This window comes from Plantactinospora sp. WMMC1484, assembly GCF_049315195.1.
In the GTDB taxonomy this organism is placed as follows: Bacteria; Actinomycetota; Actinomycetes; order Mycobacteriales; family Micromonosporaceae; genus Plantactinospora.
Genome location: NZ_CP186055.1, coordinates 4,835,636 through 4,860,279 on the forward strand (window position 1 = coordinate 4,835,636; position 24,644 = coordinate 4,860,279).

Genomic DNA, 24,644 nt, shown 5'->3' on the forward strand with positions numbered 1-24,644 from the left:
TGATGGATCTGCACGCTTACCTGCGCGCGCTGCGCCAACGCTGGTGGGTGGTACTCGCGACGGTCATGGTCGCGCTGGGCGTCGCCGGGTTCGTCACGGTACGGGCGACCCCGCAGTACGCCTCCTCGGTGACCTTCTTCGTCACCTCCTCGGGACAGGGGATGGCCGACGCCTACCAGGGCAACCTCTTCCTCCAGCAGCGCGTGAAGTCCTACGTCGACCTGCTCAGCAGCGACAGGTTGGCGCAGACCGTCGCGGCGGAGGAGCGGGTCGGGCTCACCGCGGACGAGGTACGGTCCCGGGTCAGCGCGCGGGTCGAGGCGGACACGGTCCTGCTCTCCGCGACGGTCACCGACTCCGACCAGACCAGGGCGCTGCGGCTCACCGAGGCACTGGCGGCGCAGTTCATGAAACTCGTGCACACCATCGAGACCCCGCCCGGCGCCAAGGACCCACCGATCAAGATCGAGGTGGTCGGCGGCCCGCGGGTGAACGCGGAACCGGTCTCGCCGCGCCCGGTCCGCAACCTCGCCCTGGCCGGGGTCTTCGGCCTCTTCGTCGGCGTCGGGCTCGCCCTGCTGCGCGGACTGACCGACACCACCTTCCGGGACGGTGAGGCTCTTCAGGAGGCGACCGCGGCACCGTTGCTCGGCAGCATCCCGTACGACGGGCAGGCCCGGTCGAACCCGCTGATCGTCGGCGGCGCCGCACAGACGGCGCGGGCCGAGGCGATGCGCAAGCTCCGGACGAACCTGAGGTTCGTGGACGCCCAGGAGCCGGCCCGGGTCATCGCGGTCACCAGTGCCGTGCAGGCGGAGGGGAAGTCGACGCTCGCCTGCAACCTGGCGATCACCCTGGCCGAGGCGGGCTGGCAGGTGCTGCTCGTCGACGCCGACCTGCGCCACCCCCGGGTGGCGGGCTATCTCGGGCTCGGGTCGGGCGCCGGCCTGACCGACGTGCTGATCGGCGAGGTCGCGGTCGAGGACGTCCTGCAGCCGTGGGGCGACAAGTCCCTGCTGGTCCTGCCGGCCGGCTCGGTTCCGCCGAACCCGAGCGAACTGCTCGGTTCGAAGGCAATGGCCGACCTGCTGCTCTCGCTGCGGGAGCTGACCGACATCGTCATCATCGACACCCCGCCCCTGCTGGCGTTCACCGACGGTGTGGTCGTCTCGGTCCAGGCCGACGGCGCGCTGCTGGTCGCCCGGCAGGGCAGGACGCCGAGCGCGCAGACCGCCGCCGCCGCCAAGGCGCTGCACTCCGTCTCGGCCCGGGTGCTCGGCTGCGTCCTGAACATGTCGAAGGAAAACAAGATCGACGTCGAGCAGTACCGGGCGTACCGGCGTGGCGCGCCGGCGGAGAAGGTCCTCGGCGCTCGCGGCGACCAGCCGTCCTCGCCAGGTCCGCTGCGCATCCCCCTGAACGGTGCCGTGGCCGCCGCACCCGCGGACGACACGGAGGAGCTCAGCCGGGTACCGCGATGACCGCGGTCACGCCCGGTTGCGGGGTGATCGGGGGATGAGAAATGAAGATCGGAGTCATTTCGTACTGGTTTCCGCCTGAGCCCGCCTTCATACCGGGTTGCCTGGCCGAGGAGCTGGTGGAACGTGGGCACGAGGTGCGGGTGCTGACGGGGTTTCCCCACCATCCGACCGGGCAGGTCTATCCGGGCTACCGCCAGCGGTGGCGGCACGAGACCGTCGACGGTGGGATGAGCATCCGGCGGGTGCCGACGTACGTCAGCCACGACGGCACGGCGGTCCGGCGGGCGGCGCGCCAACTCACGTACGCGATGAGCAGCACGCTGGCCGCGCCGGGCTTCCTGGCCGGGGTGGACGCGCTCTACGTCTACTTCCCTCCGGCCGGCGCGTACGCGGCGGCGGCCCTGCTCCGGATGGTGCGCCGGGTGCCGGCGGTGGTGCACGTCCAGGACATCTGGCCGGAGGGGGTGACGGCGGATGCCGGCGGCGCCGAGCCCGGTGGCCGGTCCTCCGGACTGCTCGACCGGGCGATGCGCGCCATCTACCGCTCGGCGACGGGAATCGCGGTGATCTCACCGTCGATGCGGGACGTGGTGGTCGAGCGGGGCGCCGATCCGGCAAAGGTGCGGGTGGTGCTCAACTGGACCGACGAGCGCCTCTTCCGGCCGATGGGCACCACCCCGGCGGCCCGGCGGGCGATCGGGCACCGGGGGCGGACCACGGTGATGCACGCCGGCACGATCGGCCCGTTCCAGCGTGTCGACACGGCGGTCCGGGCCGCCGCCGCGGTCAACGGCAAGATCGACCTCGATCTCGTACTCGTGGGGTCGGGGCCGGAGGAGCGGCGGGTCCGGCAGCTCGCCGACGACCTCGATGCGACAAACGTGCGGTTCCTCGGCTGGCGCGAACCGACCGAGATGGCCGACCTCTACGCGGCCGCCGAATACCAGCTCGTCCTCCTGCGTGACCTGCCGGCGTTGCGCGGCTCGGTGCCGGCCAAGTTGCAGGCCGCGCTCTCGGCCGGCGCGCCGGTGGTCGCCTCCGCCGGCGGGGATACCGCCGACCTGGTCGAGCGGGCCCGGGCCGGACTCTCCTGCCCGCCGGAGGACTGGCAGTCGCTAGCCGACCGGTTCGCCCTGGCCGCGGTCATTCCGGGCACCGCGCGGGCGGAAATGGCGCAACGGGCCCGGGACAGCTATCTGGCCCGGATGTCGCTACGCACCGGGGTCGACCAGATGGAGCAGTTGCTCGCCGAGGCGGCGGCCACCCGGCGACGGCGCTGATCAGGCTGTGCGTGTGTCAGTTCCATACCGTCTAAGCCACTTAATGAGGCTTTCTCACGGTAATCCCCTAAAAGAATCGTAAGAGCACTTGAAATACCGACAGCGAACTGTTCACCGTGCTATAGAGATATAGGACACAAAACCCATTGTGTCTGGTTAGTCCGAGTAGCGCGTGGAGAGCGGTGATGGCGGTGGGGGACCTCTCCCCGGGGCGGCGCGCAGGGCGCCGTCGGGCGGTCCGGCGGAACCTGCGCCGGATCCTGCTCACCGCACTCGTCGTCGGTTGCCTGCTGACGCTGGCCGCCGGCTGGGTCGGGCTGCGCGGCTGGCAGGCCCGGGGAAACCTGGAGAACGCCACCAGCCTGGCCCTGGAACTGAGCGAGCAGGTGCTCGACGGTGAGACCGCCCAGGCGCGGCGGACCCTGGAGGCGCTGCAACAGCAGACCGCTGCCGCCCGCTCCCGCACCGGCGACCTCGGCTGGCGTGCGGCCGGCTCCGTCCCGTACGGCGGCCGGAGCATCTCGGCTGTCCGGGAAATCGCGATCGGCGTCGACGAACTCGCCCGGCGCGCGTTCCCGCCGCTTGTCGAGTTGAATCCGCAGACCCTGCTGCCCACCTCCGGGCGGCTCGACCTGGCCGGCCTGCGCGGCGCGATGCCGTCGATCAGCGAGGCGGACACGGCGGTACGCCAGGTGCGGGAGCAGATGATGGCCGTACCGACGGCGGGGCTCGCCCCCGTGGTCCGGGACGCGGTGCAGCGGCTCCTCGCCGAGCTGGACCGGCTGGCCGACGTCACCTCGGCGGTACGGCGCAGCGGCGCCCTGCTGCCGGCCCTGCTCGGCGGGAACGGCCCGCGCACCTACCTGGCGGTCTTCCAGAACCTCGCCGAGCCCCGGGCGACCGGCGGGATCTTCGGTGCGTACGCGGTGATCCGGGCCGACGGCGGCGAGGTGAAGCTGGTCAAGCAGGGCTCCGCCACCGAGCTGGATTCCTTTCCCCGGCCCGTGCTGCCGCTGAGCAAGGAGCAACGGGCCCTCTACACCGACCTGCTCGGCGTCTATCCGGCCGACGTCAACCTCACCCCGCACTTCCCGACCGCGGCCACCCTCTACCGGGAGATGTTCCGGCGGAACGTCGGCGGCACCGTCGACGGGGTACTCGCCACCGACCCGGTCGCGCTCTCCTACCTGCTCCGCGCCATCGGGCCGGTGTCGGTGCCGGGACATCCGACGCTGACCGCACCGACCGTGGTCCGCACCCTCCTCTCGGACACCTACCGCCGGCTCGACCAGCCGGTGCAGCAGGACAACTACTTCGCCGCGTCGGCCCGGGCGGTCTTCGACGCCCTGTTGAAGCGCCCGGTGAACCCCCGGGCAGTGGCCGAGGCTCTCGGCACCGCGGTCGGTGAACGCCGGATCCTCTTCTGGAGCGCCCACCCGGCCGAGCAGCGGGAACTCGTCGCGACCCGGCTGGCCGGCGTACTCCCGGAGCGGGAGACGGTCAACAACGTCGGCGTCTTCCTCAACGACGGGAGCGGGGCCAAGCTCGGCTACTACCTGCAGCGCTCGGCGCAGGTGAGCGTCGGCGACTGTCGGGCGGACGGCAGCCGCGAACTCCGGCTCCGGCTCACCCTCCGCTCCACCGCACCCGCCTCCGGGCTGAGCGAGTCGGTTCGCGGACTCGCGCTCTCTGGCGACCCGTACACCGCCCGGGTGCTGGTCTCGGTCTTCAGCCCGGTGCGTGGTTCACCGGTCGCCGCCCGGCTGGACGGCCGGGCGAAGCCGATGGGCGGGGGTGTCGAACGCGGGCGCCGGGTCGGCGTACTCGCCGTCGACATCGGCCCCGGCCGAAGCCGCGTACTGGAAGTCGACCTGCTGACCGCGCCGAAGGCCAGCGGCGAGGTCGAGTTGTGGCTGACCCCCGGCCCGACGCCATGGACCACCCGTGTCAGTTCCGCACCCGCGTGTGGCCAGTAGGCCAGCACGTCAAGAAGAAGTCATGCGATCCGTAGTGAACGTCATGCGATCAGTAGAGAGGATCCATCATGCGGCTATCCCGCATCATCGGCTCGGCCGTGGCGACGCTCGCCATGGTGGGCGCGTTCGCCATCGCGGGGTCGCCCGCAACGGCGCAACCACTACCACAGCCACCGTACCCACCACAGGCACCGGCACTGACGGTCAGCGACCCGACGGTGGAGGTGGGCCAGGTCTTCACCGTCTTCGGCACGGGCTTCGGTGGTAACGAACTCGTCCGGCTCGACTTCACGCTCGCTCCGCTCGCCGCCGGCGTCCTGGGCAGCCAGGCAACGACGGTGAACTCAGGCGGCGTCGGCGCGATGCTGCCGGTCGCCAAGCAGGCGCCGACGGTGTACAAGAACCCGCGGACCATCACGGTCCGGGCGAACGTGACCGGTGATTTCTCGGTCCGGGTCAAGTTCACCCGCCCCGGCACCCTGACCATCACCGCCACCGGGCTGACCACCGGGCGGGTGGCGACCACCACGGTCACCATCGTCCGGGGCCAGCCACCGCTGCCGGTCACCGGCAGCAGCACCGGGCCGCAGATCGCGCTCGGCACCATGCTGCTGATCGCCGGTGTGCTCCTGGTCCTGGTCGCGGTCGCCTGGCGGAGCAAGAGCCGCCGCCGTGGCCGCTCGCGGGAACTGACCCCGGTCGGCTGACCACCGCCCGCCCGGTGGTAGGCACCAACCCGCACCGCAGTGGCGCCTGCCGGACGAGACCACTCGTCCGGCAGGCGCCTGTTTTGTCCTACGTCGTGGCTCCGTCTGTCGGAGCGATCTCCAGCAGCGTCTTGCCCAGCGTGCGCCGGGACTGGATGGCCGCGTGCGCGTCGGCCGCCCGGTCGAGCGGAAACCGCTGCCCGATCACCGGTCGCAGCCGGCCCGCCGCCGCCTCGGCCAGCGCGCGCCGGCTGAAGTCCCGCAACTGGGCCGGTGACCGGGTCAGCGCCTCCCGGACGACTGTCGCCCCCCGTTCCTTCGCGACCTCGTCCGGAATCCCCGCCCACTCGCCGCTGGCCAGACCGAAGCTGACCAGCCGGCCACCCGGGCCGAGCAACTCGAACGCGGACCGGCCGACCTCGCCACCCACCCCGTCGAAGACGACGTCGACGCCGCCGGCAGCCGCCCTGACCCGATCCGGCCAGCCGGCGTCGGAATAGTCGACCAGTAGGTCGGCGCCGAGGCTTCCGGCCAGTTCGAGCTTGCGGTCGCCCCCGGCCGCGGCGACGACGGTGGCGCCGGCCGCCCTGCCGAGCTGCACCAGCAGGCTGCCGACTCCGCCGGCCGCGGCCTCGACGAGAATCCGCTCTCCCGGACCTATCCCGGCGGCGGTGACCAGCAGCAACGCCGTCCGGCCGTCGGCCAGCAGCGCCACCGCGCTGTCCAGCGGCAGCCCCTCCGGCACCTCGATCAGCCCGCCGGCGTCCACCGCGACACGTTCGGCGTAGCCGCCGGAACCACCGGTGCCGGTGACCACCCGCCGGCCCAGCAGCGCCGGGTCGACGTCCGGCCCCACGGCGGCGACCCGCCCGCCGACCCCGTTGCCGGGGATGGTCGGCAGCCGCACCGGGAACGGGCCGGTGCCGGCCCGAAGCTGGGTCTCCACGAAGGTGATGTTGGCGAACGCGACGGCCACCACCACCTGCCCGGGCCCGGCGACAGGGTCGGGCGCCTCGGCCGGGACGAGCCGGTCCGGCCCGCCGAACTCCCGCAGCCATACCGCCCGCATCGCACCCTCCCGACTCGCCGCCGACGCGGCCAGTCAACAACCTCGACCGCGGTCGAGGTCAACCCGGCTGCCCCAGCGCCGCCCGTACCGCCGGCGCCACCTCTTCGGCAAAGATCCGGGACTGCCGTTCCCGGTCGCCGCTGGGCCAGTAGACGAAGGTGTTCATCCGCTGCTCGGTGTGGAGCCTGGTCAACGTCTCGACCCAGCGCCCTACCGGACCGTGGAAGTCGTCCCGGTCCTCGGGACCGATCAGTCCCATCACGTTGTAGAGCCGGACGATCCGGTCCGGATCACGGCCGGCCGAGCGGGCCGCCTCGTCGATGATGGGATTGAGCTCGTCCACCCGCCGGGGCGGGACGTAGGGCGCCGAGACCGACCAGCCGTCGGCCTTCTCGCCGACCAGCCGGACCGCCTTCGGGCCGATCACGCCCAGCCACAGTCCGAGGTCGTGCCGGGGCCGGGGCCCGGGCCGGACCCCCTCCAGCGCGTAGTGCCGGCCCTGGAAGGCGTACGGCTCGCCGGCCCAGGAGGCCCGGATGATGTCGATCGCCTCCGCCAGCGCCGCCCGGGCCGCACCAGGGGCCCGGCGTGGGCCGCCCATCCCGGCGATCGCGTCGACGAAGCCGCCCGCGCCCAGCCCCAGCTCGAACCGACCGCTGCTGAGCACGTCGACGCTCGCCGCCTGCTTGGCCAGCATCGCGGGTGGGCGCAGCGGCAGGTTCGCCACGTTCGGGAAGAGATGCACCCGGCTGGTGCGCGCGGCAAGCCAGGTCAGCACCGCGAAGGTGTCGAGGAAGCCGTCGTTGTATGGGTGGTCCTGCACGCCGACGTACTCGATGCCACTGTTGTCGGCGATCGCGGCGATCCGTTCGGCGATGGCCAGGCCACCGACGTTCGGGTCCACGTTGAGTCCGAATCTCACCGGCTGGTCCATGCCGGCAAGTCTGGCACCCGCACCGTCCCGCCGGCGGCGAAGTACCGGGCCCGTGTCCCGGCCGGCGGCGTAGGCTCGGGCGGTGAGCATCACCGAGCCGATGCCGGGGGAGACGCTGCCGCCCGGCACCGGAAGGGGCGTGGGCGCCGAGCCGACCAACGTGCTGCTGCCCGGCCACGACGTGCCGCTGGGGCGCTACACCACCGTGCGCCGGCTGCTGCCGCAGCGCCAGCTCCGGACCATCGGGGCGTGGTGCTTCGTCGACCACTTCGGCCCGGACGACGTGGCCAACCGGCCCGGCATGGGGATCGGCCCCCATCCGCACACCGGGTTGCAGACGGTCACCTGGCTGGTACACGGTGAGATCCGCCACCTGGACAGCCTCGGTAACGACCAGCTCATCCGGCCCGGCCAGTTGAACGTGATGACCTCCGGCTTCGGCATCGCGCACTCGGAGTACTCGCCGCCGGAACATCCGCCGGTCCTGCACGGGCTGCAACTCTGGGTGGCGCTACCCGAGGCGGCCCGGTCCGGCCCTCCCGGGTTCGCCCACCACGCCGACCTGCCGGTGCTGACCGAGCAGGGCTTCTCGGTCACCGTACTCGTCGGGGAGGTCGGCGGGCTCCGGTCGCCGGCCGTGGTGCATTCCCCGCTGCTCGGCGCGCAGCTCTGGCTTCCCGCCGGTGGCCCGGCCCGGTTGCCACTGACCGCCGGCTTCGAACACGGCCTGCTGGTGATGTCGGGTGCCGCCGAGGTCGGCGGCGTCGCGTTGACCCCCGGGTCGCTGCTCCACCTCGGCTCCGGCCGTGCCGACCTGGTGGTGGAGGCTGCCGGCCCGACCCGGCTGATGCTGCTCGGCGGCGAGCCCTTCGACGAGGCGCTCGTGATGTGGTGGAACTTCGTCGGGCGCTCGCACGAGGAGATCGCCGAGGCACGGGCGGAGTGGGCGGCCGGGGCGTCCCGGTTCGGCCGGGTGCACGACGACGATTCGGATCCGCTGCCGGCACCGCCGATGCCCAGCACCCGGCTGAAGAGCCGCGACCGGCACGGCCGCACGGTCGGCTGACCGGGCGCGCGACGCGGCGAGGTCACGCACCGGCGGGCAGCCCACCCCGTCGGTCCCGGCGGCGGGGGGCGGTTCGGGGAAACCGAGGCGTCCGGCCAGCTTTGGCCGAGCCCGTCGTGGGTAGTCGCCGGCATGGCGACGACTGCGACGACCGGGGTCGAGGATCGCACGCGGCTCGCCCGCCGGCTGGTGGCCAGCGGTCGCGGCTTGCCGAGGAATGCGGCCTCCGGGGGCGGCGAGTCGGAGAAACTGGCCTGGTTGACGGGCACACTGGCCAGGATCGACATGGAGGACAGCTACCACGAAATCGCCCGTTGAGCGGCCAAACAACGTGCTTTGCCGCACAGTTTCCGCAGTTCGCTGGTTGGACCATGCGGCCCGGACCATAAGATGGGTGCGCGGTGCCAGCCAGCCCGGTTCGGGCCGGCTGCCGCGATCCGGCGGACGGGGTCCGGTTCGGACGACCGATTCACCGGAGCATTGGCGGACGTGGCGCCCGGGCCGTGCGAGAGCGCAGCCGGGCGCCCCGTCCGGTGCCGTTTCCGCGCCCGCCCGTGCGCAGGCGTCCGACCCGTGGTTGCCCGGTGCACAGCCGCATGCTCCAACAGCCGGACGCCACAGAGGCGCACGGTTCAGCGGGCCAGCCCGGCCAGCAGGTTGATGGTCGCGGCGATGATGATCGCCCCGAAGAGATACGACAGCAGCGCGTGACCGAGCACCGTGGAGCGCATGGCCTTCGTGGTGAGGTCGGTGTCGGAGACCTGGAAGGTCATCCCGATCGTGAACGCCAGGTACGCGAAGTCGGTGTACCGGGGCGGTGTCCCCTCGTGGAAGTCCACCGTGCCCTTCCGGTCGGTGTAGTAGAGCCTGGCGTAGCGGGCGGTGTAGACGGTGTGCACCACCGCCCACGAGAGCAGCACGCTGACGATGCCGAGTCCGATGTGGACGTCCCGGGCGATGCCGTGGGTCTCGTCGTCGGTGGCGAGCAGGATCCCGATCGCCAGCAGGCTGGCCAGTCCGGCGGCCAGCAGCACGCCGTCGCGTACCGGCCGGCTCGGGTCTTCCCGGACGGCCAGTTCGGCGGTCTGCCGGGAGTCGCGGTACCACAGCGCCTGCCACGCCCAGACCAGGTACGTCACGGCCGCCGCGTCCCAGCCGATCAACGGTCCCATCAGCGACGACAGCGCCAGCGTGGCCGGCACGCCGACGCAGAACCCGACCAGGGCGATCACGGCTGTCTGCACCGAGGCCTTGGGCGGGTCGCGCCAGGATCTGCCCAGCATTCCCGGGTCGGGCGTCAGATCTGCCGCATGTGCCGGGCGACCCGCTGGTGCGTACGGTTGCGGGCCTTCGCGGCCAGCTCCGCCGGACTGGCGTCCGGGGCCAGGTCGGTGGCGGCCGACCGGGCCACCTCCGCGGTGTTCTGGTAGTCCACCGGCGGCATCCCGCGCAGCGCCTTCAGGACCTCCCGCGGCGCGCCCGCGCGTTCGGCCTCCCGGACGATCTCCTCCTTGGGGGCCGGGAAGTCCATCGCCTCCAGGTACCGCAGTACGTCCGCGTTGGTCACCATGGGATACCGCTTCCTCGCCGGTTGTCTGGATCGCCGGCCGGATACCCATTGCGCGGGCCCTCACGCCTGCCGGCGATTATTGCCGGGACCCTTCCGGGAGCGGTCGCTATCCTCGGACGAATGTCCGAGTCTCCAGAGGCTCCCGTCCGCTACCGGTCCGGCGACGAGGACAGCGCCCGGTGGGAGGGCTTTCCGTTCCGACCCGGCGACATCGTGATCAGTACCCGCTCCAAGAGCGGCACCACCTGGGTGCAGATGATCTGCGCGCTGCTGGTCTTCCAGGATCCGGAGCTGCCAGCGCCGCTGACCGAGCTCTCGCCGTGGCTGGACTGGCTTGGTGAGCCCCGGGACGACGTCGTCGCGGCGCTCGCCGCCCAGCCGCACCGCCGGTTCGTCAAGACCCACACCCCGCTGGACGGGATTCCTCTCGATCCGCACGCCAGCTACGTCGTGGTCGCCCGAGACCCGCTGGACATGGCGGTGTCGCTCTACCACCAGAGCGGCAACCTCGACCGGCACCGGATGGCCCGACTCACCGGCCGGCCGGCACCGCAGGAGCCGCCCCGGGCACGGCCGCCGCTGCGCGAGTGGCTGCTCTCCTGGATCGACCGGGACGTCGCCCCCGCCGACGACCTCGACTCCCTGCCGGGTGTGCTCTGGCATCTCTCCGACGCGTGGGACCGGCGGCGCCGGCCCAACGTGCTGCTCGTGCACTACGCCGACCTCTCGGCGGACCTCGCCGGACAGATGCGCCGGATCGCGCGGCGGCTCGACATCGAGGTACCGGAGCCTCGCTGGCCGGCCCTGGTCGAGGCGGCAACCTTCGGTCGGATGCGGGAGCGGGCCTCGGCGCTGGCACCCGACCGGGCCGGTGTGCTGAGGAGCCGGACGGATTTCTTCCGGCGCGGCACCTCCGGCGCGGGACGGGAACTCCTCGACGCGGCCGAACTGGCGCACTACCGGCGTCGGCTCGCCGCCCTCGCCCCACCCGACCTGTTGGGCTGGCTGCACCGGGAGGGATGAGGAGGCGGCCCGGTGTCCCGACGAGGATGCCTCAGGCGACGGTGCCGTCCGTGCGGAGCCGGGTGATCCGCTCGGCGTCCAGGCCGAGTTCGGCCAGCAGTTCGTCGGTGTGTTCCCCGGGCTGCGGGGGCGGGCGGCGGATCGTGCCCGGCGTACGGCTGAAGCGGGGCGCCGGGGCCGGCTGCTCCGTCCCGGCGTGCGTGACGAAGACCCCCCGGGCGGCGAGGTGCGGATGCCGGGGCGCCTCCCGCCAGTCCAGTACCGGCACCACGCAGGCGTCGGTCTGTTCCAGGAGGGCGGCCCACTCGTCCCGCGCGCGGGTGCGGAACAGTCGGGCCCAGGCCCGGTGCAGTACCGCCCAGTTCGCCGGGTCGGTCTGGTCAAGCCCGGCGAGCCCCTCGTCGGGCGGCAGCGGAAAGCCGGTCAGCCGGACCAGTTCGGCGTAGAACTGCGGTTCCACCGCGCCGACCGCCACGTACCTCCCGTCGGCGCACTCGTAGGTGTCGTAGAACGGCGCGCCGCCGTCGAAGATGTTCACCCCGCGCTCGTCGCCCCACCGGCCCATCCCGCGCAAGCCATGGATCATGGTGGAGAGCAGCGACACCCCGTCCACCATGGCGGCGTCCACGACCTGGCCGGTCCCGCCGCCCCGGATGTCGAAGAGCGCGCAGACCACGCCGAGGGCCAGCAGCATCCCGCCGCCGCCGAAGTCGGCGACCAGGTTCATCGGCGGCACCGGCCGTTCCCCGGGCCGGCCGATCCCGTGCAGTACGCCGGTCAGCGCCAGGTAGTCGATGTCGTGCCCGGCGTACGCGGCGTTCGGGCCGTGCTGTCCCCAGCCCGTCATCCGGCCGTAGACGAGTCGGGGATTGACCGCCAGGCAGTGGTCGGGACCGAGCCCGAGCCGCTCGGTGACACCCGGGCGGAAACCCTCGACCAGTACGTCGGCGGCGCGGGCCAGGTCGAGCACCAGTTGTCGGCCGGCCGCCGTCTTGAGGTCGACGGCCAGCGACCGCCGGCCCCGGCCCAGCAGGTCGGGATGGGGGGTGCCGAAGCGCTCCGGCCGCACCTGTGGGACCCGGTCGATCCGGACCACGTCGGCGCCGAGGTCGGCGAGGACCATCGCGGCGAAGGGCCCAGGACCGATGCCGGCCAGCTCGACGATGCGAACGCCGGTGAGCGGGCCGGCCCCGGCCGGCCGGGGTGCGATCATCCCCGCACCATAGGACACCCGGTCCGCTACGTCAGGACACCCGGTCCGGCACGTCGCTGCGGCCCGATCCGGCACTCCGCGGCTATCGTCGCGGGGTGGAGTTGCTCGGCTACTGGCGGCTGATGAATGTGCCGCGGCCCGGTCGGGCGGAGCGGCTCGGTCGCCTGGTCGGTCTGCGCGTGCTGCGCATCCCGGGGACACGCCGGACACTGGTCGTCGCCGGCTCGACCGACCGGCTGCGCGACCTGATGCTCCTGCCCGCCTCCCTGGCCGCGACGACCAGGGTGACCGTGGTCGTGGCGTACTGGCGGGCGCCCCGGCGTGGCTGGTCGGGTCGGGTCGGGCCGCTGGAGCACCTCTGCCGGCAGCGGGTGGCGCTGCCCGGCCGGGGGCGGGGGATCGCCACCGTCGGCGTCCGGCTTTCCCGGGCGGTGCAGCTCCGCGAGGTGTTGCGGGCGGGGCTGGCGGCGCTGGTGCCGGATCGCCCGCTGCCGTCACCCGCCAGGCCGAGCGTGACGAGTCGGGGGAGGCCGCCGGCGTACCTGCCGTCGGGCGGGAGCGTGCTGCTCGGCGAACTGGTCGGCAGTCCGGAGATCCGGGCGCACGACATACTGCTGCAGCCGCCGGGGACCGGTGGCGTCGCGCCGGACACGCCGCCGTACGCGGTCGGCTGGGACAGCAGCCGGCACGGACTCCGGGCCTCGGACGCCGCGCCGGCCGTGTTGGTCGACGCCCTCCGGGTCAACCCGCGCGGCCGCCGGCCCGACTGCTACGGTCCGGACACCCCCCGGGTACGCCTCGACTTCGCCCCGGCCGTTCGCCGGCCGCGCCCCGGTCGGGCGTACCCGTTGGACGGGCCCGGGTTGACCGCACCGGTGCTCGCCGCGCTGCGTCGTACCGGCGTGGTCGACTGCCCGCGTGTCCCGGACGCCGAGCCGGTGGCGGTGGCGGCGCTACTGGTCCAGATCGCGATGACCGGGGCGGTGCTCTCCGTCCCGGCGCTGCCGGAGCGGGTCGCCGCGCTGGTCGCGCCGGAGTTGCGGACCCTGCTCGCCGACCCGGTGCCGGAGCGCGGCACGCTGGCGCTGGAGGCGCGCAGCGTTCGGCAGCGGCGGGCGGCGCTGCGCGGGCACGCCACCGGCTTAGCCCTGCCCCGGCTCGCCTCGGCGGTCTTTCCGCGGCTCGGTCCGGTGCCGTCGGTGAGCGCGCTGCTGACCACCCGGCGCCCCGAACGGCTACCCGAGGCGGTCCGGATGCTCCTCGCGCAGACGTACCCGGAGATGGAGATCGTGCTCTGCCTGCACGGCGTCGAGTTGCCGGAGGCGGTCCGGGTCGCGCTGGCCGGCTCCGGCCGGCCGTACGAGATCGTCCGGGTATCCGGCACCGCCAGCTTCGGCGAGGCGCTGGGTGCGGCGACCGAGCGGGCCCGGGGCAGCCTGGTCAGCAAGTTCGACGACGACGACAGCTACGCGGCCGAGCACCTCTGGGACCTGGTGCTGGCCCGGCACTACTCCGGGGCGACCCTGGTGGGTAAGGGCTCGGAGTTCGTGTATCTCCAGGCGCGGGACGTGACGCTGCGCCGGCCCTCCGGCAGTGCCGAGTCCGACTGCACCGTGGTGGCCGGCGGCACGATCCTGATCGCCAGGGGTGACCTCGAAGCGGTGGGTGGCTGGCGGCCGGTGCCGCGATCCGTCGACTTCGGACTCCTCGACCGGGTACGCCGGGACGGCGGCGGCCTCTACCGGACCCATCCGCTCGGCTACGTCTACCACCGGCGGGCCACCGGGCACACCTGGGATCCGGGCGAGGACTATTTTCTCGCCGACGCCCACGCCCGCTGGCCCGGCCTGCCTCCCGAGGTGCTGGCCGAGACCGCGGCCGAGGCGCGGAGTGGCATCGATCCGCCGGTCCCGCGGCCGGTGCCCGGTGGCCGGCCCCGGGCGGGGCGGAGATTCGGGGGTTGAAACCTGTGGTGCATCCTGAGGTGGTAGGACTAGCGGGTGGGCATCGTGTCACCGGGCTTCCAGGGGCGGCGTCGACCGTCCGAGCCGAACCTGCCACCCGGGCAGTACCTGACCGAGGACTTTCCTGTGCTCTCCGCCGGCCCGACCCCCCGGGTGCCGCTGGCGGAGTGGGAGTTCGTGATCACCACCGAGACGGGCGACGAGCACCGGTGGTCCTGGGACGAGATGTGGGCGCTGCCGAACGAGACGCCGACCGTGGACATCCACTGCGTGACCCACTGGTCGAAGCTCGGCACCAACTGGCAGGGGGTCTCCCTGGACACCCTCCTCGACGGCGTCGACACGGCGGCCGACTACGCGCTGGTGCACTCGTACGGCGGCTACACGACGAACCTGCCGCTGGACGACCTGCGCGACGGGCAGGCCTGGGTCGTACACCGGTATGACGGCGCGGACCTGCCGGCCGAACACGGCGGACCGGCCCGGCTGCTCGTGCCGCACCTGTATTTCTGGAAATCCGCCAAGTGGGTGCGCGGCATCCGTCTCGGCCTGACCGACGAGCCCGGTTTCTGGGAGACCGCCGGCTACCACGATTACGGTGACCCATGGCGCGAACAGCGGTACCAGGGAGACTGATGAAGCGGACCGGCTGGTGGGTGGCCCGGCTGGTGGACCGCCGCGACGAGACCGACACCGCCGGCACGCTGGTGCTGGAGGTGCCGGACTGGCCCGGTCACCTGCCCGGCCAGCACGTCGACCTGCGGCTGACCGCCGAGGACGGCTACCAGGCTGCCCGCAGCTACTCGATCTCCGCACCGGCCGACGGGAACCGGATCGAGGTCACCGTCCAGCGGGTGCCGGACGGCGAGGTGTCGCCGTACCTGCTCGACGGGCTGTCGGTCGGCGACCAGATCGAGGTACGCGGACCGGTCGGCGGCTACTTCGTCTGGCGGGCGACGGACCCGGCGCCGGTGCTGCTGGTCGGCGGTGGCTCCGGCATCGCACCCCTGATGGCCATGATCCGGGCCCGGCGGGAGGCCGGCAGCCGGGTGCCGTTCCGGCTGATCTACTCGGTCCGCTCCGACCGGGACGTCTACTTCGCCGACGAACTGCGCCGGCGGATCCGGGACGACCAGGGGCTCGATGTCGCCTACGTCTACACCCGGGAGGTGCCGGATGGCCTTCCCGGCCAGGCCCACCGGGTCGCCGTCGCCGACGTGAACACCCACGGCTGGCCGCCTCAGCTCGAACCGGTCAACTTCGTCTGCGGGCCGACCGGTTTCGTCGAGGCGGTCTCCGACATCCTGGTCGCGCTCGGGCACGAGCCCCGGCGGATCAAGACCGAACGGTTCGGCCCCACCGGAGGCTGAGCACCGACACTGGAGGGCGACATGACCGAGCAGCTCCGGCCGGACCCGGCGCCGATGGACTATCTCGACGGAAACGTGCTGGCCGGCCCGTTGCGCGACGTGTTCGCGGTCGACCTGACCACGGCGACCGGCCGGTGCGCCTCGTGCGGCCGGAGCGGGCCGATGGCCACGCTGCGGGTCTATTCGAACGCGCCCGGGGTGGTGGCCCGCTGCCCGGCCTGCGAGGAGGTGGTGCTGCGGCTGGTCCGGACTCCGACCAGCGCCTGGCTGGACCTGCGCGGCGCGACCTTCCTCCAGATCCCGATGCCGGCCGAGCCGGCCACGATGCCCGGCCCGACCGCGACGTAGCCGAGCGGCCGGCTCGCTGACCGGCTCGCTGACCGGCTCGCTGACCGGCTCGCTGACCGGCTCGCTGACCGGCGCGCTGACCGGCGCGCTGACCGGCTCGGCCGGCCATCGCCGGTTCCGTCACCCGAACCGCCGTTGCCCACCGTGCGGGAGAGACCGATGCCGCCGCGCGGACGCCGGACCGAGCGGGCACCACGACCCGACGGCCCCCACCCGCGGCCCCCTCGCGGACGACGCCCGGATCACCGACGTGTCGATCGTGGCGCAGGTGCGCCCGCGCCGGTGATCCGGGCGTCGTGCCGCCCGGTCAGCGCCGGGCGTCCGCGACTCAGACCCGGGAGGTGAAGGTGGAGAGGAAGTCGTGCGGTGCCGGGCTGCCGGTGTTGTCGAAGCAGATCGTGTCGACCTCGGCGGCGGTGGCGGTCAGCGTCCACGGCTGCGTCAGGTGGCAGTAGTTCGAGCCCGAGCCGTAGCCGGTGACCTGGCCGTGCGTCTCCTTCTCGACCAGCAGTGGATACCTCACCAGGTAGCGGCCGGCCGGGGCGAGCGGGACCGACGAGTTGAACCCGAACCCACCGGCCGGATAGTTCCAGTTGGTCTGGCCGGCGTGCGCCGACGAGAAGTAACCGGTGTACTTCGGCGGCGCGAACGACCCGTAGACGGCCCGTTCACGGTGGTAGGAGAGGGTGAACTCGCTGGCCACCGGCGCCCCCGCCTGGTCGAAGCAGGTGACGTACGCGATGATGTCGAGCCCGCTGCCGCCCCACCTGGCGACCTTGCAGCGGCGCGGTCCCGCGTTCGGCTGCACCGCCGTCACCTGGAGGTTGCCGGCGAGCGCCCCGGCCACCCCGACCCCGCCGAGCCGGACCTGGTAGACCCCGACGCCGCCGGCCAGCACGCTGACCCCGCCACCCGTCGAGTTGTACGACTGCACCACCGCCGCGCCGCCCCACTGGAGCCAGGCGTGACTGCCCTCGACCGGCGGCACCAGCCCGGAGCTGTAGGTCCAGAGCACCGTGAACCGGGTGTCGTCCCGGTCGCCGCCCGGCTTGTGGCACTGCACGTCGACGATCTCGTCCGTCCCCGACTGTCCCCAGCGGACGATCTCGCAGTAGTGCCCGGTCCGGTTCACCGGCGTGACGTGCACGTTGCCTCGTGACCCGGCGCCGACCTGCGGGAACCTGACGTGATAGCGGCCCGGGGCGAGCCGCATTCCCTCGGCCTGCAACGCCGGGAAGGCGGTCTTCCAACTGCCCCACTGCCGGGTCGGGTCGAGCACGGTCCAGGCGGCCGGCAGCAGCGGGTTGTCCACGTACGCGAAGCCGAACCGGTCGGCGGCGGCGGCCCGGCCCGGCGCGGGCGGGCCGACGACGGTGGCCGTCAGCGCGGCGACCAGGCTGATGGCGAGGATGCGGGGACGGAGTCGCATCTGGCCTCCAATCGGGATGGTTCGATGTGTTAACGGAGTCTGCGACGCGCCCGCTCCGGCCGCTGTCGGCTCCCGGGCAGTCGCGGCCCGGCCGCGTCAACACCCATCTGGGGCGTAGCCGGAATATGCAGCGGTATCCGGAACGCGGACACGGGCTCGTCGGCGCGGGCGCCTGCACCGGGCAGGCAGCGACGGCCCGCACGGCGTCGTGCCGCCACGGCGGATGCCGGTGACCGGTCAGGCGCTGATCGTCGTCAGGTGGATCCGCTCGTGGTGAGGCGGGCGATCTCGTCCAGCGTCTGCTCGGAGACCCCCCGTCGATCGGGCGACGCCCACGCGTCTCGTCGCGCAGGTGGGCGAGGGACTTCCTCCACGGCGGCAGCGCGGCGAGCTCCCGCTGACGCCTGCTGGCGGCCGACGCGACATCCAGGAACACCTGTAGACCCTCACCGGCACCGTCGAGGTGCTGTCGGCGGATGGCGTTGACCAGGATCCACAGCCCGCGTCGGCGTATCTGCCAACCGTCTCGTCGGGCTCGACTGCCGTGAGCACGTCCGGGATCTCGTCGAAGGAGTCGAAGAGGAACAGCCACGACCCCTCCCGCATGCCCGTCTGGAACTCGTCGCCGAGGAACTGGTCCACGTCCCGACTGTTCGCCCGATTGAGCTGGTCGAGGACGAACGTGCGAACGACCTCCGCGTCGAGCCGATCCCCGGTCGGCCGGAACTCCTTGAGGTTGACGTAAAGGGGAATCCTGCTGCGCAGGCGAGGGTGGCGCATCGCTTTCGCCGCAAGTGCACGGGCGGCGTTCCGCAGCGCGACGCTCTTGCCCGAGCCCGGCTCGCCCTGCAGTAGGACCAGCCGCTCATCGCTGCGTTGGAGCGCGCGCGACAGGGACTTCTCACGGCGTAGCACGTGACGCCGTCGGCGCAGCCACGGGAAGATGCGCTGCTGCCGGCCCTCCATCTCCACCTCCGCCTCCAGCCGGGCGAAGCGGTGGTCCCGCCACTCCTCCCGCTCGTCGAGCCGGCGTAGCTGGCTTTCTACGTGGTCGGCGAAGAGTGCCCGGCGGCGCACCCGGCGCGGGTCTCGGCGGCGTTCGACGAACCCGGTGACCGCTCGGACCACGATGACGAACAACCGCGCCGCGGGCGCCAACGAGAGCAGCACGCTCGCGACGGCGACGATGCCGAAGACCCATGGTGCCCAGCCCGGATCACCCAATCCCAGCCACCACAGCAGGTCCCGGAAATCGTCCACATTGCCACCTTCGGGAGAACGGTGGCGCCAACGTTAACGGGTCGGCACGCCACCCGGGATTCCCCAGGGGCCCGGGATGTCTGGCCGAACGTGTATGGCAGGCCGGATCCTCCGGGCGGTGCCCCGGACCCGTGCGGCTCCGCCCTCTCGCCGATCAACCCGGTGGCGGCCCGTACGCACGGTCTGCCGGTACGGCCTCGAGACGATGCGCCTGCCGACGAACTCCGGTGAGCCGGCCGGGCCGAGCGTCGGTCGCCGATTCTTGTCAGATCCGGCGGGCAGGATGCGGGCAGACCACCTGGAGGGAGTTGCCAATGATCGGCAAGCTGGAAACCGTGGCCTTCGACGCGCCCGACATCGCCCGCCTCTCCGCCTTCTATCAGAGCCTTGCCGGCTGGACGGAGGCGGATGTCGACGACGACTGGATAACACTCGCCACGCCCGACGGCTGGCGGATCGGCCTGCAGTCGGCTCCGGACCACGAGGCGCCGCAGTGGCCCGGCCAGACCCGACCACAGCAGGGACACCTCGACTTCCGGATTCCCGACCTCGAGGCCGGCCTCGACCGGGCCCTCGGCCTCGGCGCGACCCTGCTGCACAGGAACGAGAGCTGGTACACCCTGGCCGACCCGGCCGGGCACCCGTTCGACCTCTGCCTGAAGGCGGACAACCCCGACACGACGGTGATGGGCGTGATGCTCGACTGTCCGGACGCCAAGGTGCTGAGCACGTTCTACGCCGAACTGCTGGGCAAGCCGGTGACGTACGACGGCGACGGCATGGCGATGATCGGCAACGACGGCGAGCAGCCGGTGCTGTTCCAGCAGGTGACCGACTACACGCCGCCGCGCTGGCCGGATCCGACCCGACCTCAGCAGGTGCACCTGGACGTGGTCGTCGACGACTTCGACGTTGCCGAGCCGGCGGTGTTGGCGCTGGGCGCGAGGCGACTGCCGGCCGGTGGTCCGAGGTTCCGGGTCTACGCCGACCCGGCCGACAAGCCGTTCTGCCTGACTCTCTCCTGACCGAGGCGTCGACCAGCACCCATCCGACGCCGACCGGTTGAAACCGAGGTGAAGCCTGCCCGACCTACCTTCTGCGCAGTGGACCTACTGACCAGGAGGATCCGGCGATGAAGATTCGGGCCATCGTTGCTGTACTGGCGGCATCGCTCGTCGCGGTGATCGGCGCGGCACCCCAAGCTTCGGCGGCCGCGACTCCACCCGCACCGCTGACCGCGGCGGATTGCGAGCGGGGCGCGAACGGTTTCCGCGACATCCCCGACACGCTGCGCGGCACCCAGGCCGTCGCGCCGGTGACGCTGCCGGGTGGACCGGTCGTCCGCCTCTATTACGGCACCGTCGCCGGGGCGCAGCGGGGCTGGGCGATGATCGACGGACTCACCTTCGCCCGCGACCGGGTGTGGATGAACTGGAGCATCGACGGCGGCGCCAGCATCCACGTGCAGTGCGGGCCGTTCCTGGTCGACGCCACCGGCTTGACCAAGACCTCCGCGGCCAAGACAACCAGCAGCAACCCCAGCTACCGGTTCCAGGCATGCGGCCAGTCGTTCCCCTACGCCACAGCCGCACGGTGCACCGCCTGGTGGTGATGGCGCGGCGCCGCCACCAGGATCAGCCGTCCGGGGTGAAGAGACCCTGGATGCCGACGACGATCGCGATGATGCCGAAGATCGCGAGCAGCAGGCCGAGGCCGGTGGCGGCGCCCTGAGCTGCCTCCGGCCTCGGCGCCGGCCGCCCGGTCAACCGGTCCCAGAGCAGCGCCAACCCGACGCCGATCCCGACCACCTCGAAGTGGAACACCCGGGGCCCGGAGATCAGGTGGACGAGGAGGTAGTAGCCGCCGGCCACCAGCGCGACGATCCCGACCAGCCAGCCGAACGGCGCCACCCGGGCGGCGAAGCGACCGAGGTCGTCCCCGACCCGGGGCAGCCGGCGCAGCAGCGCGACGGCGAGCAGGAAACCGCCGACGATGTTGGCGAGGTCCAGCAGCAAGGCGATGATCATGGATCGGCGTCCTCCACCCGCTCCCACTACGCGAAGTCGTGCATGTCGATCGCGAGCATAGTGAAGGTGCTGCCACACCGCAGGGTACGGCCGGCCCGCACCGGGGCCGGCCGTACGGTTACGCCCAGCGCGGCAGGCCGCCCCGGATCGACGGATCCTGGGGTTCGCTGAACCGCAGATGGTTCCCGAACGGGTCGGCGACGGTGAGGACCCGGCCGTCCCACTGGGCCTGCTCGACCTCCGGAGTCCAGACCGCCGGTCCCCACACCGGCACCTCGGTGCGCCGCTGGTTCAACCGTTCACGCAGCTCGTCGATGCCGTCGATCCAGAGGAAGACCGTCGCGCCCTGGCCCGCGTCGTACGCCGTTTCGGCGAGGTGCAGGGTGGTGTCGTGCCGGGAGACCTGTCCGTAGTAGGCGGTGCCGGGACCGGCGTTCGGGCCACCGAAGTCCAGGGTGAAACCGAGGAAGTCGACGTAGAACTCGAGCGCCGGAGCGACCGCGAAAATGCGCAGTACCGGAATGGTGTTGCTGCGCGCCCCCCACGGATGCGTGCCCCCGGCGCCGTCGCCGCCCGGTGCGTCGCCGGGCGCGCCGCGGCCGGCCGTGGCGACCGGCCGCTGTCGGGCGGCCAGGATGTTCCAGTTGTCGACGCCGTGCTGTCGGGCGACGATCCCAGGCACTCGCTGTGCGTCGCGGCCACGTCGAACCGCCCGCGCAGCTCGGTACGGAGTGACCGGGCCATCTGTTTGGGGTCGGGAGTCGACGGGTGTGGCTCGGGTGCCGACGGGGTCATGGAAGCTCCATACCGGCGAGCCGGTGCGACAGCGCTTGCGTTACTGGCCGGCCGCCTTCGGGAGTCTCCGCCGTGACAGTCGGGATCGAGCGGCGCGTTCACCACACCCTCTGGGCGCAAGCGGCCGGCCGCACCGTAGCCTGCCTCAGCATAGCGGCCCGAGCGCTCCGGTGTCGGCCCCGCCGTCGGTGTCCGGATCAGGAGCCGGGGCGGGGGAACGCCACCGGGCTGCGGTGGCCTGCGGTGTCGACGGCACGGACCCCGAAGAAGACGTTGTCCTTGGAGAGGTCGACGGTGGCCGTCGTGACGTCGCCGACCGGGATCGCGTGGGTCCACTCCGGCGCCGTGGTCTCCCGCCACACCACCTCGTAGCCGGCCAGGTCCGGCTCGCTGCCCCGGGCCCAGCGCAGCTCGGTGTCGTTGGTCAGGTTCGTGGTGACGATGACGACGTCCTTCGGCGTGCCAGGGGCCTGGGCGAGGGACCAGAGGGCCGCCGCGTTCACCTTGGCCACCCGGGTGATGTACTCGAAGTCGCAGAACTCCGGCAGGTCGCCGTACTGCTTGCCGTCGACGACCCGGACGTCCTGGTGCTGGTGCGCGAAGTCCTCGTGCGGCTCGGTGAACCGGCCGGCCGGGTAACCCTGCTCCAGGAACGGGATGTGGTCGCTGCCGCGCAGGTAGCGGTCCCGACGGTAGATCACCCGGATCCGCATCCCGGTGCTGTCGTTGTCGGCCACGTGGCTGACGAACCGGGCGAGTTGCCGGCTCGGCGAGTCGTTCTCGCCACCGACCGCGCGCCGGGTGTTCGCCTCGGCCGGTGTCTCGGCCGTCGGCACACCCTCGGCGAAGAGTCGCAGCGTACGCCGATCCCGGGTGCCGTCGTCGGCGGTGCTGCTGCCGACGATGTCGTCGCTGAACATCCCCTGCACGTCGGCGCCGGCCGCCCTGAACTGCCGGGCCAGGTATCCCGAGCCGTAGAGACCCTGCTCCTCGCCGGCGACCGCCGCGAAGACGATGGTGGCATCGCTGTCCCGGGTGGACATCACCCGGGCCAGTTCCATCGCGACCGCCACCCCGGAGGCGTCGTCGTCGGCGCCCGGCGCGTCGCTGGTGGCGTCCATGACGTCGGTGCACCGGGAGTCGTAGTGGCCGGTGACGACGTAGATCCGCTCCGGGGAACTCTCGCCGCGCAGCGTCGCGACGACATTGGTGATCACGGTTGGCACCGGGATCCGGGACGCCGGCTCCTGGACGTACGACTGGAGCTCCACCGTCAGCCGCCCGCCGGACCGGGCGGCGTAGCCGCGCATCTGTTCGTAGATCCAGTCCCGGGCGGCGCCGATTCCGCGGACCGGGTCGTCCTGGCTGGAGAGGGTGTGCCGGGTGCCGAAGGCGGCGAGTCGCCGGACGGTCGCCTCGATCCGGCGCTTGTCGATCTCGCGGAGCAGGCTCCGTAGCTGCCGGTCAGGTGCCTGCGGTCGGATCGGCCGGCCGGGTCCCGCCGGCCCGCCACTGCCGGCGGTGGCACCGGATCCGGCACCCGACGCGGCGGCGGAGGTGGCGGCGGCCAGGGGCGCGGCAACCGTGGCGCTCGCAGCGGCGGCGGTGACGGTGGCGGCGGAGAGGAAGGTGCGGCGGCTCGGCTTCGTGGGCCCGTCGCCCCGGAACTCCTGGGATGTCATGCAGGCATCGTCATCAATGCGAGCTGTGACTGTCAACGAAAATGATCGATTTCCGCCCTCCGTACCACCCCTCGTCCGGTACGCCCGCCGGCCCGGGTTTGCCGGGCCGATGTCCGGGAACGGCGTTCTCATGACGAAACCGCGCATTGTCATCGTCGGGGCCGGCTTCGCCGGCTACCACGCGGCGAAGAACCTCTCCCGGACCGCCAACGGCCGGGCCGAGATCTCGCTGCTGAACCCGACCGACTTCTTCCTCTACCTCCCCCTGCTGCCGGAGGTGGCGGCCGGAATCCTGGAGCCGAGTCGGGTCTCGGTCTCCCTCGCCGGCACGCTGGACGGGGTCCGGGTCGTCATCGGCGAGGCCCAACACATCGACCTACGGGCGAGGCGGGTCGACTACTCCGGCGCCGAGGGGGATGCCGGGCACCTCGAGTACGACCGGCTGATCATCGCCGTCGGCAGCGTCAACAAGCTGTTGCCCATTCCCGGCGTCACCGAGCACGCGCACGGGTTCCGGGGACTGCCCGAGGCACTCTACCTGCACGATCACGTCGTCTCGCAGATCGAGCAGGCCGAGGCGACCGACGACGAGGCCGAGCGGGACGCGCGTACCACGTTCGTGGTTGTCGGCGCCGGCTACACCGGTACGGAGGTGGCCGCGCACGGCCAGCTCTTCACCGACGCACTTGCCGCCCAGCACCCCCGGCTCGGCGTACGGCCGCGCTGGATGCTGCTCGACCTCGCCGATCGGGTGCTGAGTGAGCTCGACCAGCGGATGTCGGAGACCGCCCGGCGGGTGCTCGACGCCCGGGGCGTGGACGTCCGGATGGGCACCACCGTCGCCGAGGCGATGGCCGACGGGGTGAAGCTCAGCGACGGCGAGTACGTGCCGACCCGGTCACTGATCTGGTGCGTCGGTGTCCGCCCCGACCCGCTCGTCGCCGACCTCGGGCTGCCGACCGAGAAGGGGCGGCTGGTCGTCGACGAGTTCCTCAACGTCCCCGGCTTCCCCGACGTCTACGCCTGCGGCGACGCGGCCGCCGTCCCCGACCTCACCCGGCCCGGCCAGGTGACGGCGATGACCGCGCAGCACGCCCAGCGGCAGGGGAAACTCGCCGCGCACAACGTCGCCGCCTCGTACGGCCAGGGCAAGCGCCGGCCGTACCGCCACCACGACCTCGGATTCGTGGTGGACCTCGGCGGCACCGACGCGGCCGCGAACCCGGTGCGGGTGCCCCTGGCCGGGTTGCCGGCCAAGGCGGTGACCCGGGGCTACCACCTGTTGGCGTTACCGGCGAACCGGGCCCGGGTCAGCGCCGACTGGCTGCTGGACGCGGCGTTCACCCGGCAGGCCGTACATCTCGGGCTGGTGCCGGCGCACACCGTACCGCTGGAGAGCGCCACGCCCGAGCTCCCGGTCCACCGATAGCGGCAAGGAAGGGGCCCTTGT

The 24,644-nt window shown here is 72.4% G+C and carries 24 protein-coding genes; 14 read left to right on the forward strand and 10 right to left on the reverse strand.

Features of this window, described 5'->3' with window-relative positions; genetic code table 11:
* Window positions 1-2 precede the first annotated feature (2 nt).
* The 4 genes from ACN28C_RS21145 (at window position 3) to ACN28C_RS21160 (ending at window position 5,444) form a co-directional block, all read left to right on the forward strand.
* The gene (locus tag ACN28C_RS21145; RefSeq protein WP_422769271.1) at window positions 3-1,481 is read left to right on the forward strand and encodes a polysaccharide biosynthesis tyrosine autokinase; all 1,479 of its coding nucleotides are present in this window, start codon (window positions 3-5) and stop codon (window positions 1,479-1,481) included.
* 41 nt (window positions 1,482-1,522) lie between these two features.
* A complete protein-coding gene (locus ACN28C_RS21150) occupies window positions 1,523-2,761 on the forward strand; it encodes a glycosyltransferase family 4 protein (protein ID WP_422769272.1) in 1,239 nt (412 codons plus the stop codon).
* 185 nt (window positions 2,762-2,946) lie between these two features.
* Window positions 2,947-4,737 carry a DUF4012 domain-containing protein gene (locus ACN28C_RS21155; RefSeq protein ID WP_422769273.1) on the forward strand — a complete coding sequence of 597 codons (1,791 nt, stop codon included), beginning with the start codon at window positions 2,947-2,949 and terminating at the stop codon, window positions 4,735-4,737.
* A gap of 68 nt (window positions 4,738-4,805) precedes the next feature.
* Entirely contained in the window at window positions 4,806-5,444 is a 639-nt protein-coding gene (locus tag ACN28C_RS21160) for a hypothetical protein (RefSeq protein WP_422769274.1), read from the forward strand.
* Window positions 5,445-5,532: 88 nt separating this feature from the next.
* Here the strand turns inward: ACN28C_RS21160 and ACN28C_RS21165 are convergent, their stop codons facing one another.
* Together ACN28C_RS21165 and ACN28C_RS21170 are read right to left on the reverse strand one after the other, a co-directional pair.
* Window positions 5,533-6,513: a zinc-binding dehydrogenase gene (locus ACN28C_RS21165; protein ID WP_422769275.1), complete on the reverse strand. Its 981-nt coding sequence runs from the start codon at window positions 6,511-6,513 to the stop codon at window positions 5,533-5,535.
* A gap of 58 nt (window positions 6,514-6,571) precedes the next feature.
* Window positions 6,572-7,447 carry an LLM class flavin-dependent oxidoreductase gene (locus ACN28C_RS21170; RefSeq protein WP_422769276.1) on the reverse strand — a complete coding sequence of 292 codons (876 nt, stop codon included), beginning with the start codon at window positions 7,445-7,447 and terminating at the stop codon, window positions 6,572-6,574.
* Between the two features lie 82 nt (window positions 7,448-7,529).
* On the opposite strand from ACN28C_RS21170, the gene ACN28C_RS21175 reads away from it, so the two are divergent.
* Both ACN28C_RS21175 and ACN28C_RS21180 read left to right on the forward strand, forming a co-directional pair.
* On the forward strand, window positions 7,530-8,513 hold the full coding sequence (locus ACN28C_RS21175) for a pirin family protein (RefSeq protein WP_422769277.1): 984 nt from the start codon (window positions 7,530-7,532) through the stop codon (window positions 8,511-8,513).
* A 132-nt stretch (window positions 8,514-8,645) separates the two neighbouring features.
* Window positions 8,646-8,831: a hypothetical protein gene (locus ACN28C_RS21180; RefSeq protein WP_422769278.1), complete on the forward strand. Its 186-nt coding sequence runs from the start codon at window positions 8,646-8,648 to the stop codon at window positions 8,829-8,831.
* 314 nt (window positions 8,832-9,145) lie between these two features.
* On the opposite strand, the gene ACN28C_RS21185 is transcribed toward ACN28C_RS21180, so the two are convergent.
* Together ACN28C_RS21185 and ACN28C_RS21190 are read right to left on the reverse strand one after the other, a co-directional pair.
* Window positions 9,146-9,796 (reverse strand): DUF1345 domain-containing protein, encoded by a 651-nt coding sequence (locus tag ACN28C_RS21185; protein ID WP_422769279.1) that lies wholly within the window; start codon window positions 9,794-9,796, stop codon window positions 9,146-9,148.
* Between the two features lie 14 nt (window positions 9,797-9,810).
* Entirely contained in the window at window positions 9,811-10,083 is a 273-nt protein-coding gene (locus ACN28C_RS21190) for a DUF2795 domain-containing protein (protein ID WP_422769280.1), read from the reverse strand.
* Between the two features lie 120 nt (window positions 10,084-10,203).
* Between ACN28C_RS21190 and ACN28C_RS21195 the strand changes: the two genes are divergently transcribed.
* Complete coding sequence (locus ACN28C_RS21195) at window positions 10,204-11,106, forward strand: sulfotransferase domain-containing protein (RefSeq protein WP_422769281.1); 903 nt, start codon at window positions 10,204-10,206, stop codon at window positions 11,104-11,106.
* Between the two features lie 31 nt (window positions 11,107-11,137).
* Here ACN28C_RS21195 and ACN28C_RS21200 read toward each other — a convergent pair whose 3' ends face one another.
* The gene (locus tag ACN28C_RS21200; RefSeq protein WP_422769282.1) at window positions 11,138-12,319 is read right to left on the reverse strand and encodes a CaiB/BaiF CoA transferase family protein; all 1,182 of its coding nucleotides are present in this window, start codon (window positions 12,317-12,319) and stop codon (window positions 11,138-11,140) included.
* 95 nt (window positions 12,320-12,414) lie between these two features.
* Between ACN28C_RS21200 and ACN28C_RS21205 the strand changes: the two genes are divergently transcribed.
* The 4 genes from ACN28C_RS21205 to ACN28C_RS21220 are packed head-to-tail and all read left to right on the forward strand — an operon-like array spanning window position 12,415 to window position 16,001.
* Window positions 12,415-14,283: a hypothetical protein gene (locus ACN28C_RS21205; RefSeq protein ID WP_422769283.1), complete on the forward strand. Its 1,869-nt coding sequence runs from the start codon at window positions 12,415-12,417 to the stop codon at window positions 14,281-14,283.
* A 45-nt stretch (window positions 14,284-14,328) separates the two neighbouring features.
* Window positions 14,329-14,919 (forward strand): molybdopterin-dependent oxidoreductase, encoded by a 591-nt coding sequence (locus ACN28C_RS21210; protein WP_422774752.1) that lies wholly within the window; start codon window positions 14,329-14,331, stop codon window positions 14,917-14,919.
* Window positions 14,919-15,653 (forward strand): ferredoxin reductase, encoded by a 735-nt coding sequence (locus ACN28C_RS21215; RefSeq protein WP_422769284.1) that lies wholly within the window; start codon window positions 14,919-14,921, stop codon window positions 15,651-15,653. Before ACN28C_RS21210 ends, ACN28C_RS21215 begins: the two co-directional genes overlap by 1 nt.
* A gap of 21 nt (window positions 15,654-15,674) precedes the next feature.
* Complete coding sequence (locus ACN28C_RS21220) at window positions 15,675-16,001, forward strand: DUF6510 family protein (RefSeq protein ID WP_422769285.1); 327 nt, start codon at window positions 15,675-15,677, stop codon at window positions 15,999-16,001.
* Window positions 16,002-16,329: 328 nt separating this feature from the next.
* On the opposite strand, the gene ACN28C_RS21225 is transcribed toward ACN28C_RS21220, so the two are convergent.
* Window positions 16,330-17,430: a hypothetical protein gene (locus ACN28C_RS21225; RefSeq protein ID WP_422769286.1), complete on the reverse strand. Its 1,101-nt coding sequence runs from the start codon at window positions 17,428-17,430 to the stop codon at window positions 16,330-16,332.
* 237 nt (window positions 17,431-17,667) lie between these two features.
* A complete protein-coding gene (locus tag ACN28C_RS21230; RefSeq protein ID WP_422769287.1) occupies window positions 17,668-18,690 on the reverse strand; it encodes an NACHT domain-containing protein in 1,023 nt (340 codons plus the stop codon).
* 314 nt (window positions 18,691-19,004) lie between these two features.
* Here ACN28C_RS21230 and ACN28C_RS21235 point away from each other — a divergent pair, with 314 nt between their 5' ends.
* Window positions 19,005-19,715 carry a VOC family protein gene (locus ACN28C_RS21235; RefSeq protein WP_422769288.1) on the forward strand — a complete coding sequence of 237 codons (711 nt, stop codon included), beginning with the start codon at window positions 19,005-19,007 and terminating at the stop codon, window positions 19,713-19,715.
* Window positions 19,716-19,822: 107 nt separating this feature from the next.
* A complete protein-coding gene (locus tag ACN28C_RS21240; protein ID WP_422769289.1) occupies window positions 19,823-20,302 on the forward strand; it encodes a hypothetical protein in 480 nt (159 codons plus the stop codon).
* A 22-nt stretch (window positions 20,303-20,324) separates the two neighbouring features.
* Here ACN28C_RS21240 and ACN28C_RS21245 read toward each other — a convergent pair whose 3' ends face one another.
* The 3 genes from ACN28C_RS21245 to ACN28C_RS21255 form a co-directional block, all read right to left on the reverse strand.
* Window positions 20,325-20,717 (reverse strand): hypothetical protein, encoded by a 393-nt coding sequence (locus ACN28C_RS21245; protein WP_422769290.1) that lies wholly within the window; start codon window positions 20,715-20,717, stop codon window positions 20,325-20,327.
* Between the two features lie 118 nt (window positions 20,718-20,835).
* On the reverse strand, window positions 20,836-21,399 hold the full coding sequence (locus ACN28C_RS21250) for a glyoxalase superfamily protein (protein WP_422769291.1): 564 nt from the start codon (window positions 21,397-21,399) through the stop codon (window positions 20,836-20,838).
* Window positions 21,400-21,709: 310 nt separating this feature from the next.
* A complete protein-coding gene (locus ACN28C_RS21255) occupies window positions 21,710-23,194 on the reverse strand; it encodes a M20/M25/M40 family metallo-hydrolase (RefSeq protein WP_422769292.1) in 1,485 nt (494 codons plus the stop codon).
* A gap of 130 nt (window positions 23,195-23,324) precedes the next feature.
* Between ACN28C_RS21255 and ACN28C_RS21260 the strand changes: the two genes are divergently transcribed.
* Window positions 23,325-24,623, forward strand: a complete 1,299-nt coding sequence (locus tag ACN28C_RS21260) for an NAD(P)/FAD-dependent oxidoreductase (RefSeq protein ID WP_422769293.1) — start codon at window positions 23,325-23,327, stop codon at window positions 24,621-24,623.
* The last annotated feature ends 21 nt before the right edge of the window (window positions 24,624-24,644 follow it).